The sequence below is a fragment of the Bradyrhizobium sp. WSM2254 genome (assembly GCF_000472645.1).
GTDB classification, from domain to species: Bacteria; Pseudomonadota; Alphaproteobacteria; order Rhizobiales; family Xanthobacteraceae; genus Bradyrhizobium; species Bradyrhizobium niftali.
The window spans coordinates 153,636-166,991 of the sequence record NZ_AXAB01000012.1 but is presented as its reverse complement, the minus strand read 5'-3'; the positions used below and the strand labels follow the sequence as shown (position 1 = coordinate 166,991).

Genomic DNA, 13,356 nt, shown 5'->3' with positions numbered 1-13,356 from the left:
GAGGGGTTCCCGGTTGCGCTGGGCAGGCCGCTTGCGCACGATCCCGACCATGATTCGGGACAAGTCCGCCAAGACGTCGGCCAAAGCTGCGCCCAGGAAGGACGCTGCGAACAAGGCAGCATCTGCAAAGGCTGGAAAGGCCTCGGCAGCCAAGCCGTCGATAGGCAAGAGCGCGGGCCCGAAAGGCGTCATCGCCGTCGCGCCGCCGAGCTTCCGCCGCGAGCGCGCGCTGATCAAGCGCGGCATCTGGCCGGTCGCGGGCTGCGACGAGGCTGGCCGCGGGCCGCTCGCAGGTCCCGTGGTGGCGGCCGCAGTGATTCTCGACCCCGACCGCATTCCGCGCGGCATCGACGATTCCAAGCGCCTGACGGCGGAGCAGCGCGAGAAGCTGTTCGACAAGATCTGCGCCACAGCGCAGGTCTCGGTCGCGGTCGCCTCGCCCGCTCGGATCGATCGCGACAACATCCTGCGCGCCTCGCTGTGGGCGCTGAAGCGTGCCGTCGTGGCGCTGCCCGAGGCGCCCCGCCACGTCTTCGTCGACGGCCGCGACCGGCTCGATACGGCGTGCGACTGCGAGGCCGTGATCGGCGGCGACGGCATCGTGCTGTCGATCGCGGCGGCGTCCATTGTCGCCAAGGTGACGCGCGACCGGCTGATGTGCGCGCTGGCGCAGGACTGCCCGGGCTACGGCTTCGAGCAGCACAAGGGCTACGCCGTCCCCGAGCATCTCGACGCGCTGAACCGCCTCGGCCCGACCGTCCACCACCGCAGCTTCTTCGCCCCCGTCGCCGCCGCCCGCGCCAAGCACATGCCCTGGACGGTGGAGCCGGTGCAGGACTTGTTTTCGGCGACCGAGGTTGGAGCGCAGGTGGAAGCGAGCGTCGAGATCGACGCGTCGGCGAATCTCTAGGGTCTAGTCCCGCAACCTCCACATCGTCATGGCCGGGCATAGCCGTCCGAAGGACGGCGTCGCTTCCGCTCGCCTATGACCCGGCCATCCACGCCTTTGCCGCGGTACGAAAGAACGTGGATGCCCGGGACAAGCCCGGGCATGACGAGCAGACGGTCGTTGCCACGACGCGCAGCGCCCTTTATCAAAACACTCGTGAGCGAATAGGGCCGGCTGGACGGGTTGGCTGCATCTTTCAGGCGTTGCATGCGGTTTACCTCCCTGGTCATCGAGCTCATTCGCGCCCGGCCGCGGCTGATCGTGTGGATCGCCGTGCTGCTCCAGGCCGCGATGTGGCTGTTCGTGGCGCTGGTGTTCTATCGCAGCCCGCCCGGCAGCCTTGCGACCCTCTTGGCCTTCGGCAGGGAATACCAGGTCGGCACCGATCTCGGCCCGCCGCTGCCGGTCTGGCTCGCCGACATCGCCTATCGCGCCGCCGGCGGCCATATGTTCGGCGTCTATGTCCTCGCCCAGCTCTGCGAGGTCGCGACCTTCATCGCGCTCTATCATCTCTCCCGCGCCGTGGTCGGCTCACAGCAGGCCGTGCTCGCCGTGCTGCTGACGATGACGGTGCTGGCCTTCTCCTCGCCCGCGCTCGATTTCGGCCCGCTGGTGCTGGCGCGGCCGCTATGGGCACTGCTGCTGCTGCATTCCTGGCAGATCATCGGCCAGCGCCGCGGCAACGCCTGGTTCGCCTGGTCGATCGAGGCGGGCCTCTTGCTGCTGACGACGCCCGCGGCGATCTTTCTGCTCCTGCTGCTCGTCGTCTTCGCGGTCGCGACTGCCGGCGGCCGCCGCACGCTGCGCGCGCTCGATCCGCTGTTCGCGCTGATCGTCGTCGCCGTGCTGGCGCTGCCCTATGCGGTCTGGCTGATGCGCGCCGAGACGCTTGTCCTGCCGACCCTGCCTGAGGTCGCCGAGCTGAACGCCCGCGCGCTGCATGCGGCCTGGCTGCTCGGCGGGCTCGTGCTCGGGGCCGCGGCGATCCCGGCGCTGACCTTTCTCAATAGCGGCCTGTTCGTCGCCAAGGGCGAGGAGGCGCCGATCATCTACCGTCCGCCGGTCGAGCCGCTCGCATGCAACTTCGTCTATTTCTTCGCGTTGGCGCCTGCGCTCGGCGCGGTCCTGATCTCCGGCCTGCTCGGGCTCGATGCCGTCGTCGGCGGCGCCGGCGTCGTGCTGGTCATGTCGGGGCTCGCCGTGGTCGTGGTAGCCGGCGACCTCATCGCGATGCGCCGCGCGCGGATGCTGCGGATGGTGTGGGCTGCCGCCGTCGTGGCGCCCGCCGCCGGCGTCGTGCTCGCCGTGCTGTTCCTGCCCTGGACCGGCGCCAACGAGATCGCGACCTCGATGCCGGCGCGCGCGATCTCGGACTTCTTCGACGACAGCTTTGCCCGCCGCACCAACCATCGCCTGCGCGCGGTTGCCGGCGAGACCCAGCTTGCGAGCCTGATCGCGCTGCATTCCGGCCGCCCGCATCTGTTCATCGATGCCGAGCCCGCGCGCACGCCGTGGATCAATCAGGCCAAGTTCAGCGAGACCGGCGGCGTCGTGGTCTGGCGCGCCTCCGACACCGCCGGAACGCCCCCGCCGGACATCCTCAAACGCTTTCCCGGCATCGTGCCGGAAGTGCCGCGCGCCTTCGAATGGCTGGTGACCGGCCGCCAGCAGCTGCTGCGGATCGGCTGGGCCATCGTGCGGCCGAAGGGGACGTAGCGACAGACGCCGTCATTCCGGGGCTCGCGAAGCGAGAGCCCGGAATCCATCGAGCGGCAGAGTTGGTGGATGAATGGATTCCGGGTTCGCGGCCTTGCCGCGCCCCGGAATGACGGTGTGTGTAGCTACACCGTGCCTTGCCCCAGCACCTTCGCGATCGCCCGCAGATCCTGCCAGGCCAGCCGCTTGTAGGACGGCGAGCGGAGCAGATAGGCCGGATGAAACGTCGGCAGCGCGCGGATGGTGCGCGCACCGGTCTCGTAATCGAACCAGCGCCCGCGGGTGCGCATGATGCCCTCGCGCGTTCCGAGCAGCGTCTGCGTCGAGGGATTGCCGAGCGTCACCAGCACGTCGGGGTTCACCAGCTCGATCTGGCGCTGGATGAAGGGCAGGCACACTTGCGTCTCCTGCGGCGTCGGCGTGCGGTTGCCGGGCGGGCGCCACGGAATCACGTTGGCGATGTAGGCCGTGGTGCGGTTGAGGCCTATGGCCCCTATCATCAGATCGAGCAGCTTGCCGCTGCGCCCGACGAAGGGCAGTCCCTCGATGTCCTCGTCGCGGCCCGGCGCCTCACCGACGAACATGATGCGCGCCTGCGGATTGCCGTCGGCGAACACGAGCCTTGTTGCGGTGTGCTTCAGCGCACAGCCCTCGAAGCCCTGCATCAACTCACGCAAGGCCTCCAGTGTCGGCGCGGTGCGCGCAGCCTCGCGTGCCGAGGCGATCGCGACGTCGGGGGCGGGTGCGGCCTCGCCGCGGATCACCGTGGGCGCAGCGGCCGGCCGCGGCGCCTCGACCGGCGCTGCTGCGCGCGGGACCGGAGGCGGGGCGTCCATTTCCGCCAGGCGGTCTATCGGCTCGTCCGCGAGCGCGCAGTCGACACCGGCCTCCAGATAGAAGGCGAGAAGCTCTCGGACGGTGGGGGCGGGTTCGGGGATCATTGGAAAGTCAGACTTTTATATCAGTTCGGGGCGCCTTGCATCCCACCGGAACGCATTTCCGTGGTTGTCCTACCCGGAAAAATCGGAAACAAGAGGGCGCAAACGACCGAGGACCGTCTCAAGGGCTGAGATCAGATGAGCACCGAAGAACTTCCCCCGCGCGAATCCATGGAATTCGACGTCGTCATCGTCGGCGCCGGCCCCTCGGGCCTGTCGGCCGCGATCCGGCTGAAGCAGCTCAACGCCGATCTCAACGTCGTCGTGGTGGAGAAGGGCTCCGAGGTCGGCGCGCATATTCTCTCCGGCGCCGTGATCGACCCGGCCGGGCTCGACAAGCTCGTTCCCGACTGGCGCGAGGATTCCGACTGCCCGCTGAAGACGCAGGTCAAGGACGACCGCTTCTATTGGATGACGGCCGGCGGTGCGATCAAGCTGCCGAACTTCATGATGCCGCCGCTGATGGACAACCATCACTGCTACATCGGCTCGCTCGGCAATGTCTGCCGCTGGCTGGCGCGCAAGGCCGAGGCGCTCGGCGTCGAGATCTATCCGGGCTTCGCCGCGGCCGAGGTGCTCTATGACGAAGAGGGCAGGGTCAGGGGCATCGCCACCGGCGACATGGGCATCGGCCGCGACGGCAAGCCAAAGGACTCCTTTACCCGTGGCATGGAATTGCTTGGCAAGTACACGTTGTTTGCCGAAGGCGCCCGCGGCAGCCTGACCAAGCAGCTGATCGCGAAGTTCGCGCTCGACGCCAAGAGCGAGCCGGCGAAGTTCGGCATCGGCCTGAAGGAAGTCTGGCAGATCGATCCCGCCAAGCACCAGAAGGGCATGATCCAGCATTCGTTCGGCTGGCCGCTCGACCTGAAGACCGGCGGTGGCTCGTTCCTCTATCACTACGACGACAATCTCGTCGCCGTCGGCTTCGTCGTGCATCTGAACTACGACGATCCCTATCTGTCGCCGTTCGACGAGTTCCAGCGCTTCAAGACCCATCCGTCGATCCGCGGCACCTTCGAAGGCGGCAAGCGGCTCGCTTATGGCGCGCGCGCCATCACCGAGGGCGGCTACCAGTCGGTGCCGAAACTGAGCTTCCCCGGCGGCGCGCTGATCGGCTGCGCGGCCGGCTTCGTCAACGTCCCGCGTATCAAGGGCGTGCACAATGCGATGGGCACCGGCATGCTGGCCGCTGAGCACGTCGCAGCGGCGCTTGCGGCCGATCGCGCCAATGACGAGATCGTCGAGTACGAGAACGCGTGGCGTTCCTCCTCCGTGGGCAAGGACCTGTTCCTGGTCCGCAACGTCAAGCCGCTGTGGTCGAAGTTCGGCACCGTGCTCGGCGTCGCGCTCGGCGGCTTCGACATGTGGTGCAACACGCTGTTCGGCGCATCGCTGTTCGGCACCCAGTCGCATTCCAAGCCCGATCGCGCGACGCTCGATCCGGCCAAGAGCCACGCGCCGAAGAACTACCCCAAGCCGGACGGCAAGATCTCGTTCGACAAGCTGTCGTCGGTATTCCTGTCCAATACCAATCACGAGGAGGACCAGCCGGTCCATCTCAGGGTTGCCGACATGAACCTCCAGAAGACCTCCGAGCACGACGTGTTCGCCGGTCCCTCGAATCGCTATTGCCCCGCCGGCGTCTACGAATGGGTCGAGGAGGGCGCGGGCCCGCGCTTCCAGATCAACGCCCAGAACTGCGTCCACTGCAAAACCTGCGACGTGAAGGACCCCAACGGCAACATCACCTGGGTTCCGCCGGAGGGCGGCGGCGGCCCGAACTACGAGGCGATGTAACAGCGGCCCAATCGGTGCGGACCTGGTCACAAAGGGTGATCTGCCGCACGTTCGCGTGAGAACCGGGCCGCGGCCACCTGTCGCGGCCACGATAAGGCCATAGTGGCGGCGTCTTGGGGCGCTCTTGTCCGATTTGGGGCGTTCGGAGGCGATCGCCCGGTCCGAATCCTTGCGGTAAACCGCCAAAAGCGGCATTGTCCGACCCGACGGTTCCGGGTCACGATGCCACCGGCCGCGTTTGCATGCGAGACGGCTTTCTGCTGCAAACCCAGGCACTACCAACTCAAGGCGAGCCCTGATGTTTTCAATTCGTTTCAACCGCTGGACTGTTGCCGCCATCGCCCTCATGGGCACAGCGATCGCGACGGTCCCCGGCAGGGTCCTGGCGCAGACGCCGGATCATCCGTCCGATACGGCGGCGCAGTTTCCGACCCGGAACGATCTGAAGTCGCTCACGACCTCCGGCAGCTATCTCGCCGCCCGCCACGCCAGCGTCGAGCGCGACGCGGCCTCGGCCGCCGCCTTCTACCGCTCGGCGCTCCGCACCGATCCGAAGAACAACGAGCTGCTCGACCGGGCCTTCATCTCCTCGGTCGCCGACGGCGACATCGACGAGGCGGTCAAGCTCGCCGAGCGCATCCTCACCATCGACAAGACCAACCGCGTCGCGCGCCTCGTCGTCGGTGTGCATGATCTGAAGCTGAAGAAGTACGCGACCGCGCAGACCAACATCAACCAGTCGATCCGCGGCCCCATCACCGATCTCGTCGCCACGCTGCTGTCGGGCTGGGCGGCTTATGGCGCCGGCGATTCCAAGGGTGCTGTCGCCACCATCGACAAGCTGGCCGGCCCGGAATGGTATCCGCTGTTCAAAGATCTCCACGCCGGCATGATCCTCGAGCTCGCCGGCAAGGAGAAGGACGCCGGCACGCGCTTCGAGCGCGCCTACAAGCTCGACGATTCCATGCTGCGCGTCACCGAGGCCTATGCGCGCTGGCTGTCGCGCAACAAGGATTCCGCCGCCGCGACCACCGTCTACCAGGCCTTCGACAAGAAGCTCGCCCGCCATCCGCTGATCGTGGAAGGCCTGCGCGACACCAAGGCCGGCAAGAAGCTGCCGCCGCTGGTCGATTCCGCGCAGGCCGGCGCTGCCGAGGCGCTCTACGGCATCGGCGCGACGCTGACCCGCCGCGGCGGCGAGGATCTGGCACTGGTCTATCTCCAGCTCTCGCTCTACCTCCAGCCGACCCATCCGCTGGCGCTGCTCTCGCTCGCCGATCTCTATGAATCGGTGAAGCGGCCGCAGATGGCGATCAAGGTCTATGAGCGCGTGCCGTCGACCTCGCCGCTGAAGCGCAACGCGCAGATCCAGCTCGCCATCGATCTGGATTCCGCGGACCGCACCGACGAGGCGATCAAGATCCTCAAGGGCGTCACCACTGAGGATTCCAAGGATCTCGAAGCCATCATGGCGCTCGGCAACATCGAGCGCGGCCGCAAGAAGTTCGGCGACTGCGGCGCGACGTATTCGCAGGGCGTCGACGTGCTGCCCGCCGGCAACGACAAGGCCAACAGCGTCTGGTACTATTATCGCGGCATCTGCGAGGAGCGCTCCAAGCAGTGGGGCAAGGCCGAGGCCGACATGAAGAAGGCGCTCGAGCTGCAGCCCGACCAGCCGCATGTCCTCAACTATCTCGGCTATTCCTGGATCGACCAGGGCGTGAATCTCGACGAAGGCATGAAGATGATCAAGCGCGCCGTCGAGCAGCGTCCCGACGACGGCTACATCGTCGACTCGCTTGGCTGGGCTTACTACCGCATCGGCAACTACGAAGAGGCGGTGAAGAACCTCGAGCGCGCGATCGACCTCAAGCCCGAGGATCCCACCATCAACGATCACCTTGGCGATGCCTATTGGCGCGTCGGCCGCACGCTGGAAGCCAAATTCCAGTGGTCGCACGCCCGCGATCTCAAGCCCGAGCCGGATGAGCTTCCGAAGATCGAGGCCAAGATCGCCAACGGCCTGACCGACGACAATTCGAACTCTTCGGCCGCGCAGGCGGAGAAGAAGAAGGACGACGGCAAGGGCGGCTAAGCTGAGTGAAGTTGGGGGCGTGTCGCCGATGCCGGCGTTGATTGAAGAGGGGCGCGCGAAGGTCAATCTGAGCCTTCGCGTGGTCGGCCGTCGTGCCGACGGTTATCATGATCTCGAAAGCGTGGTCGCCTTCGCCGACTGCGCCGATCGTTTGACGCTGGAGCCGGGCGGCGAGCTGAAGCTCGCCACCACCGGGCCGCTCGCCGCAGCGTGCGGCGATACCGCCGACAATCTCGTGTTCAAGGCGGCCAAGCTTCTGGCCGAGGCCGTGCCGAACCTGAAGCTGGGCGCCTTTGCGCTCGACAAGGTGCTGCCCGTCGCGGCCGGCATCGGCGGCGGCTCGGCGGATGCAGCGGCAGCGCTGCGGCTGCTGGCGCGGCTCAACAACCTGTCGCTCGATGATCCCCGCCTCCAGAAGGTCGCGCTCGCAACCGGCGCCGACGTGCCGGTGTGCCTGCTCTCGCGCGCCTGCGACATGACCGGCGTCGGCGAGCAGCTGCTGCCGCTCGCGCTGCCGAGCATGCCCTGCGTGATGGTCAACCCGCGCGTGCCGGTGGCGACCAAGGACGTGTTCCAGGCGCTGGGCCTGCGCAACGGCGAGCTGCTGGTCGGCGCCACCTCCGTCCTCGGAGCTCCGGCCTGGCCGGAGGAGGGCGCCTCGATCGCCGACTGGGTCAAGGTTCTCGAAACCGTCGCCAACGACCTCGAAGCGCCCGCAATGCGCATCGAGCCTGTTATCGGCGAGGTGCTGGAGGCGCTCCGTGACTCCGCCGGCGTCAAGCTCGCCCGCATGTCCGGCTCGGGCGCGACCTGCTTTGCGATCTATGGCGCGGCAACCGAGGCCCATGCTGCCGCGGAAAGGATCCGGCGCGATCACCCCGGCTGGTGGGTGCATGCGGGGACGTTGAGCTAGGCGCGACCGCCGTAGGGTGGGCAAAGGCGCGATAGCGCCGTGCCCACCATGTATCCAAGTCACGCGATCGAAATGGTGGGCACGCTTCGCTTTGCCCACCCTACGGCGGTGGGGCTAGCCGCTGCAATCCTCAGGCAGCCCGAGAAACCTTCTGATCTCACCCAACACCTCTTGCGGCTTGTCATGCTGCAGCCAGTGCCCCGCGCCGGCGATGGTCTCGACACGCGCCTGCGGGAAGTAGCGCGCCAGGCCTGCCGCTCTGGACCCGCCGAGAAAGCTTTCGCCGGCATTCAGCAGCAGCGTCGGGCAGGCGATGCGCGACCAGAGTTCGACGTGATCGTCCGGCCAGAGCCGATGCGGCGCGGAGGCGCGCTGGTAGGGATCGAACTTCCAGCTATAGGTACCGTCCTCGTTCTGCCGCGCGCCGTGCGTCGCAAGATGCAGCGCGAGGTCGCGGGACAGCCGCTTGTTGTGAAGCACCATCTGCGCGGCGGCATCCTCGAGGGTCGAATAGCGGCGCGGCGTGCGGTCGTGCAGCTTGTCGAGCTGGCCGACCCATTTGCCGATGCGCTCATGCGCCGGCGGCTTTGGTGCATCCGGCAGCATGGTCACGCCGTCGAGCACGACCAGCTTCGTGACCTGCTCGGGGAACGACCCCGAGAAGATCAGGCTCACCATGCCGCCCATCGAATGGCCGATGAGAGTCACTTGAGGCGTTGCGACGCCGCGGACGAGCTGGGCGAGATCGTACACATATTCCGTCAGCGCGTAGCTGCCGCCCTTCGTCCAGTCGGAATCGCCGTGGCCGCGCAGGTCCGGCGCCAGCACGTGAAAATGCGGTTGCAGCGATCTGGCGATGACGTCCCAGCTGCGGCAATGATCGCGGCCGCCGTGGACCAGGATGAGGGGCGGCGCGCCCTCATTGCCCCAATCGGCATAATGCAGCCGCAGGCCGTGAGACTCGTAGAAACGGCTTTGCGGGGCGCTAGCCATTTGCCGGCCGCCGCGCCAGCGCGAGCGAGAGACCGAGGCCCGCGATGAAGACGCCGGAGCCCTGGGTGAGACGCCGCATCAGATGCGGCCGTCCGATCAGTTGCGTGCGCGTCGCGGACGCCATCAGCACCACGACGACATCGGCGAGCGTGTTCAGCGTCACCGAGATCGCGCCGAGCACGATGAATTGCAGCGTGGGGTTCGATCCCGCGGGATCGAGGAATTGCGGAATGAAGGCGAGGAAGAACGCGGCGGTCTTCGGGTTCAGCGCCTCGACCAAAACGCCGTCGCGGAACGCGCGATTGTCGCCGGTGGGCGCGCCCTCCAATGACAGCGCGCGGCCGGCGCTGCGAAAAGTCTTGATGCCGAGCCAGACCAGATAGAGCGCGCCGACGAATTTGACGGCGGCAAACAGCTCGGCGCTGGCGAGAATGATGGCGGAGATACCGAGACTGCCCGCCACCACGTGAACCAGCCCGCCGAGCGCCGTGCCCGCGGTCGAGGCAAAGCCGCTGCCGCGCCCCTCGGACAAGGTCCGCGCCGCGACGTAGAAAATGCCGGGGCCGGGAATGGCAGCAATGAGAGATGCCGCGGCAAGGAACAGCCAGAAATTCGTGTCGGTCATCCTGCTGTCGTAGCGATGCTTGGGGCGATTGCAAGGCCCGTCGTTTAGTCCATCCGGCGGAAGATCACGCTGGCATTCACCCCGCCGAAGCCAAATCCGTTGGAGATGGCGTGCCGTATCGGCATCGGCCGCGCGCTACCTGAGACGATGTCGATGCCATCAGCGCCGGGATCGGGGTTCTCGAAATTGAGCGTCGGCGGCGCGACCTGGTCGCGCAAGGCGAGGATGGTGAAGATCGCCTCGAGCCCGCCGGCGGCGCCGAGCAGATGGCCGGTGGCTGATTTCGTCGCGCTCACCGCGATGCTGCGGTTACGGCCGAACAGCGCGCCGATCGCACCAAGCTCGCTTTCGTCACCGGCCGGCGTCGACGTCGCGTGCGCGTTCAAATGCTGCAATTGGCCGGGCTCCAGCCGCGCCTGCCGCAGGGCGATCTCCATGGCGCGGCGCGCGCCGTCGCCATCGGGCGGCCCCGACGTCATGTGGTAGGCATCCGCCGTCGTGCCGTATCCGACGATCTCCGCGATCGGCGTGGCGCCGCGCGCCAGCGCATGCTCGAGCGCCTCGACCACCAGGATGCCGGCGCCTTCGCCCATGACGAAGCCGTCGCGGTCGCGATCGAATGGGCGCGAGGCGCGCATCGGCTCGTCGTTGAAGGAGCTCGACAGTGCCCGCGCCGCGGCGAAGCCGCCGAGGCTGACGATGTCGATGCAGGCCTCGGCGCCGCCGCAGATCGCAACATCGGCCTCGCCGGCGCGGATCATGCGCGCGGCATCGCCGATCGCCTGGACGCTGGCGGCGCAGGCCGTGACCGGCGTCCCCAGCGGTCCCTTGTAGCCGTATTTGATCGAGACGTGGCCGGCGGCGAGATTGGCGAGAAACGAGGGGATCGTGAATGGCGAGAGACGGCGCACGCCGCGCTGCTCGGTGATGCGCACCGCCTCCGCCATCGCCGGAAAGCCGCCGACGCCGGAGGCGATGATGGTTGCGGTCCGTTCCAGCGCGGCCGCGTCCTGCGGCGTCCATTTGGCCTGCGCGACCGCTTCTGCGGTGGCGAGCAGCGCGAACAGGATGAAGCGGTCCATCTTGCGCTGGTCTTTTGGCGCGGCGGCCTGCGCCGGGTCGAAGCCGCCGTCTGCATCGCCGGCCTTGTCGGGCACGAGGCCCGCGATGCGCGCGGGCAGCGCCTGCGACCATTCGGGTAGGGGACGCAGCCCGCTTTGACCGGCGAGCAGCCGGCGCCAGGACAGTTCGACACCGCAGGCGAGCGGTGACACCGCGCCCATTCCCGTCACGACGATACGACGCATGTCAGTCTCCAGCCGGCGCAATGGCCGGGTTCATGGCCTTGAGCGAGGCGAGCCGTTTGCGCATCCCGCGGCTGGCGCCCCGCCCCGCGATGATGACCGCATTGTCGAGCGTGATCGGCTGCCTGTCGGCGGCATCGACCACGACAGGATCGAACGGACGACGATCGGCCCGGCTTGCCAGCAGAATGGCTTCGCCCTTCGGCGCGAGATGCCTGTTGCCCCAGGCGAGCAGCGCCGCGACCACGGGGAAGAAATCCCGCGCCTTGTCCGTCAGCACATATTCGTAACGTGGCGGCCGCTCATGATAGCGGCGGCGGACGAACATGCCTGACGCGGTGAGATGGGCCAGGCGCCGCGACAGGATGTTCGGTGCGATCCCGAGATTTTGCGAGAACTCGTCGAAGCGCGTCGCGCCCTGGAACGCGTCGCGCAGGATCAAAATGCTCCACCATTCGCCGACCGTCTCCACGGCGCGGCCGACCGGGCATTCCAGAATGGAGGCGGATTTGGGCTGCATGGCGGGAAGGTAGGATGGTGGCTTGCAAAATGCAAGTTAATGGCCGGGCGGCATCCCGGCTGGGGTGCGTTACGAGTGTCAGAGGGCGTCGCTGAAAGTTGAGTGCTGGTTGGCGCGAATGGCGCCTGCGCTCGCAATGACGGTGTCGAAGCGGCGGCGACGCTATCTCACCAAGCGTCGTCCCGGCCTAGTGCGCAATTGCGCACGGGGGGCCGGGACCCATAACCACAGGGAGAAGTTTGGCGAAGATCGGTAGTGAAGGTGTAGGCGTGCGGTACGGAGACCGCGCGTCTACCGATAGATCACGCGGTATGGGTCCCGGCCTTCGCCGGGACGACACTGAAGGGTGTGGCTGGCAGTGCGCCGAAACGCGAGACCTAATGCGACCGTGCCAGGCAGAACGCCACGACCTGCTCCAGCGCGCTCTTCATCGGCGACGACGGGAACAGCGCCAGTGCATCCACCGCCATGGCGCCGTAATGCTGGGCGCGGCTGAGCGTGTCCTCGAGCGCGCGGTGCTTGTTCATCAGGCCGATGGCGTGATCGAGATCGGAATCGCCGATCTCGCCGCGCTCGAGCGCCTTGATCCAGAAGGCGCGCTCGGTGTCGTTGCCGCGGCGGAAGGCGAGCACAACCGGCAGCGTGATCTTGCCTTCGCGGAAATCGTCGCCGGTGTTCTTGCCGAGCTTGGCGCTCTTGCCGCCATAATCGAGCACGTCGTCGACGAGCTGGAACGCAATGCCGAGATTCATGCCGACCGAGCGGCAGGCGGTCTGCTCCGCCTTGGGGCGGTTCGCGATCACGGGACCGACCTCGCAGGCGGCGGCGAACAGCTCGGCGGTCTTGCCGCGGATCACGGCGAGATATTCGTCCTCGGTGGTCGCGGTGTTCTTGGCGGCGGCAAGCTGCATCACCTCGCCCTCGGCGATGGTGGCGGCTGCCGCGGAGAGAATGTCGAGCGCGCGGAGCGAGCCGACCTCGACCATCATGCGGAACGCCTGGCCGAGCAGGAAGTCGCCGACCAGCACGCTCGCCTCGTTGCCCCAGAGCATGCGCGCCGACAGCTTGCCGCGGCGCATCTCGCTCTCGTCCACGACGTCGTCATGGAGCAGGGTGGCGGTGTGCATGAACTCGACGGAGGCAGCCAGCTTGATGTGGCCGTCGCCGTTGTAACCGGCGAGATTGGCCATGGCGAGCGTCAGCATCGGCCGCAGGCGCTTGCCCCCGGAGGAGATCAGATGGTTGGCGACCTCCGGGATCATGGTCACGTCGGAGCCGGTGCGCGACAGGATCGTGGCGTTGACGCGCTCCATGTCTCCGGCGACAAGGGCAACCAGCTCTTCGATCGACGCGCCGGGAGTTTCGAAAGGTACGATGACGGCCACGCCGGTCTCCAATATTTGCCCCGGAAGGGCTATTCTGATGGAAATACAATAGAAACTGGAGGCGCATGCGGCAAGTGCTGCGGAACCATTGACATTTGCCGCTTAACCCCTTTCAGGC

12 protein-coding genes are annotated in these 13,356 nt (G+C 67.2%); 5 read left to right on the top strand and 7 right to left on the bottom strand.

The features are described from left to right. Positions 1 to 49 precede the first annotated feature (49 nt). Positions 50 to 910 carry a ribonuclease HII gene (locus A3M7_RS0109030; protein WP_027543624.1) on the top strand — a complete coding sequence of 287 codons (861 nt, stop codon included), beginning with the start codon at positions 50 to 52 and terminating at the stop codon, positions 908 to 910. 26 nt (positions 911 to 936) lie between these two features. Here the strand turns inward: A3M7_RS0109030 and A3M7_RS48385 are convergent, their stop codons facing one another. Next, complete coding sequence (locus A3M7_RS48385) at positions 937 to 1,158, bottom strand: hypothetical protein (protein WP_156936846.1); 222 nt, start codon at positions 1,156 to 1,158, stop codon at positions 937 to 939. Between A3M7_RS48385 and A3M7_RS0109025 the strand changes: the two genes are divergently transcribed. Further along, the gene (locus tag A3M7_RS0109025) at positions 1,157 to 2,665 is read left to right on the top strand and encodes a glycosyltransferase family 39 protein (protein WP_027543623.1); all 1,509 of its coding nucleotides are present in this window, start codon (positions 1,157 to 1,159) and stop codon (positions 2,663 to 2,665) included. The genes A3M7_RS48385 and A3M7_RS0109025 overlap by 2 nt on opposite strands. A gap of 125 nt (positions 2,666 to 2,790) precedes the next feature. Here the strand turns inward: A3M7_RS0109025 and A3M7_RS0109020 are convergent, their stop codons facing one another. Continuing rightward, positions 2,791 to 3,606, bottom strand: coding sequence for a uracil-DNA glycosylase family protein (locus A3M7_RS0109020; protein ID WP_027543622.1), 816 nt, complete (start codon positions 3,604 to 3,606; stop codon positions 2,791 to 2,793). Positions 3,607 to 3,741: 135 nt separating this feature from the next. Here A3M7_RS0109020 and A3M7_RS0109015 point away from each other — a divergent pair, with 135 nt between their 5' ends. The 3 genes from A3M7_RS0109015 to A3M7_RS0109005 all read left to right on the top strand — a co-directional run bounded on the left by A3M7_RS0109015 (position 3,742) and on the right by A3M7_RS0109005 (position 8,411). Then, the gene (locus tag A3M7_RS0109015) at positions 3,742 to 5,403 is read left to right on the top strand and encodes an electron transfer flavoprotein-ubiquinone oxidoreductase (protein WP_027543621.1); all 1,662 of its coding nucleotides are present in this window, start codon (positions 3,742 to 3,744) and stop codon (positions 5,401 to 5,403) included. 298 nt (positions 5,404 to 5,701) lie between these two features. After that, positions 5,702 to 7,498 (top strand): tetratricopeptide repeat protein, encoded by a 1,797-nt coding sequence (locus A3M7_RS0109010; RefSeq protein WP_027543620.1) that lies wholly within the window; start codon positions 5,702 to 5,704, stop codon positions 7,496 to 7,498. 28 nt (positions 7,499 to 7,526) lie between these two features. Continuing rightward, positions 7,527 to 8,411: a 4-(cytidine 5'-diphospho)-2-C-methyl-D-erythritol kinase gene (locus A3M7_RS0109005; RefSeq protein WP_027543619.1), complete on the top strand. Its 885-nt coding sequence runs from the start codon at positions 7,527 to 7,529 to the stop codon at positions 8,409 to 8,411. A 114-nt stretch (positions 8,412 to 8,525) separates the two neighbouring features. Here A3M7_RS0109005 and A3M7_RS0109000 read toward each other — a convergent pair whose 3' ends face one another. The 5 genes from A3M7_RS0109000 to A3M7_RS0108980 form a co-directional block, all read right to left on the bottom strand. Beyond that, positions 8,526 to 9,404 carry an alpha/beta fold hydrolase gene (locus A3M7_RS0109000; protein WP_027543618.1) on the bottom strand — a complete coding sequence of 293 codons (879 nt, stop codon included), beginning with the start codon at positions 9,402 to 9,404 and terminating at the stop codon, positions 8,526 to 8,528. Beyond that, positions 9,397 to 10,029: a LysE family translocator gene (locus tag A3M7_RS0108995; protein WP_027543617.1), complete on the bottom strand. Its 633-nt coding sequence runs from the start codon at positions 10,027 to 10,029 to the stop codon at positions 9,397 to 9,399. Before A3M7_RS0108995 ends, A3M7_RS0109000 begins: the two co-directional genes overlap by 8 nt. A 44-nt stretch (positions 10,030 to 10,073) precedes the next feature. Next, positions 10,074 to 11,336, bottom strand: coding sequence for a beta-ketoacyl-ACP synthase II (fabF, locus tag A3M7_RS0108990; protein ID WP_027543616.1), 1,263 nt, complete (start codon positions 11,334 to 11,336; stop codon positions 10,074 to 10,076). 1 nt (position 11,337) lies between these two features. Continuing rightward, on the bottom strand, positions 11,338 to 11,853 hold the full coding sequence (locus A3M7_RS0108985; RefSeq protein ID WP_027543615.1) for a helix-turn-helix domain-containing protein: 516 nt from the start codon (positions 11,851 to 11,853) through the stop codon (positions 11,338 to 11,340). 377 nt (positions 11,854 to 12,230) lie between these two features. Then, positions 12,231 to 13,238: a polyprenyl synthetase family protein gene (locus tag A3M7_RS0108980; RefSeq protein WP_027543614.1), complete on the bottom strand. Its 1,008-nt coding sequence runs from the start codon at positions 13,236 to 13,238 to the stop codon at positions 12,231 to 12,233. Positions 13,239 to 13,356 lie beyond the last annotated feature (118 nt).

Coding starts and splice junctions, on each gene's coding strand:
- A3M7_RS0109010 (WP_027543620.1), top strand. CDS start 5,702: ATGTTTTCAATTCGTTTCAACCGCTGGACTGTTGCCGCCATCGCCCTC.
- A3M7_RS0109000 (WP_027543618.1), bottom strand. CDS start 9,404: ATGGCTAGCGCCCCGCAAAGCCGTTTCTACGAGTCTCACGGCCTGCGG.
- A3M7_RS0109020 (WP_027543622.1), bottom strand. CDS start 3,606: ATGATCCCCGAACCCGCCCCCACCGTCCGAGAGCTTCTCGCCTTCTAT.
- A3M7_RS0109030 (WP_027543624.1), top strand. CDS start 50: ATGATTCGGGACAAGTCCGCCAAGACGTCGGCCAAAGCTGCGCCCAGG.
- A3M7_RS0109005 (WP_027543619.1), top strand. CDS start 7,527: ATGCCGGCGTTGATTGAAGAGGGGCGCGCGAAGGTCAATCTGAGCCTT.
- A3M7_RS0108995 (WP_027543617.1), bottom strand. CDS start 10,029: ATGACCGACACGAATTTCTGGCTGTTCCTTGCCGCGGCATCTCTCATT.
- A3M7_RS0108985 (WP_027543615.1), bottom strand. CDS start 11,853: ATGCAGCCCAAATCCGCCTCCATTCTGGAATGCCCGGTCGGCCGCGCC.
- fabF (WP_027543616.1), bottom strand. CDS start 11,336: ATGCGTCGTATCGTCGTGACGGGAATGGGCGCGGTGTCACCGCTCGCC.
- A3M7_RS0109015 (WP_027543621.1), top strand. CDS start 3,742: ATGAGCACCGAAGAACTTCCCCCGCGCGAATCCATGGAATTCGACGTC.
- A3M7_RS0109025 (WP_027543623.1), top strand. CDS start 1,157: ATGCGGTTTACCTCCCTGGTCATCGAGCTCATTCGCGCCCGGCCGCGG.
- A3M7_RS48385 (WP_156936846.1), bottom strand. CDS start 1,158: ATGCAACGCCTGAAAGATGCAGCCAACCCGTCCAGCCGGCCCTATTCG.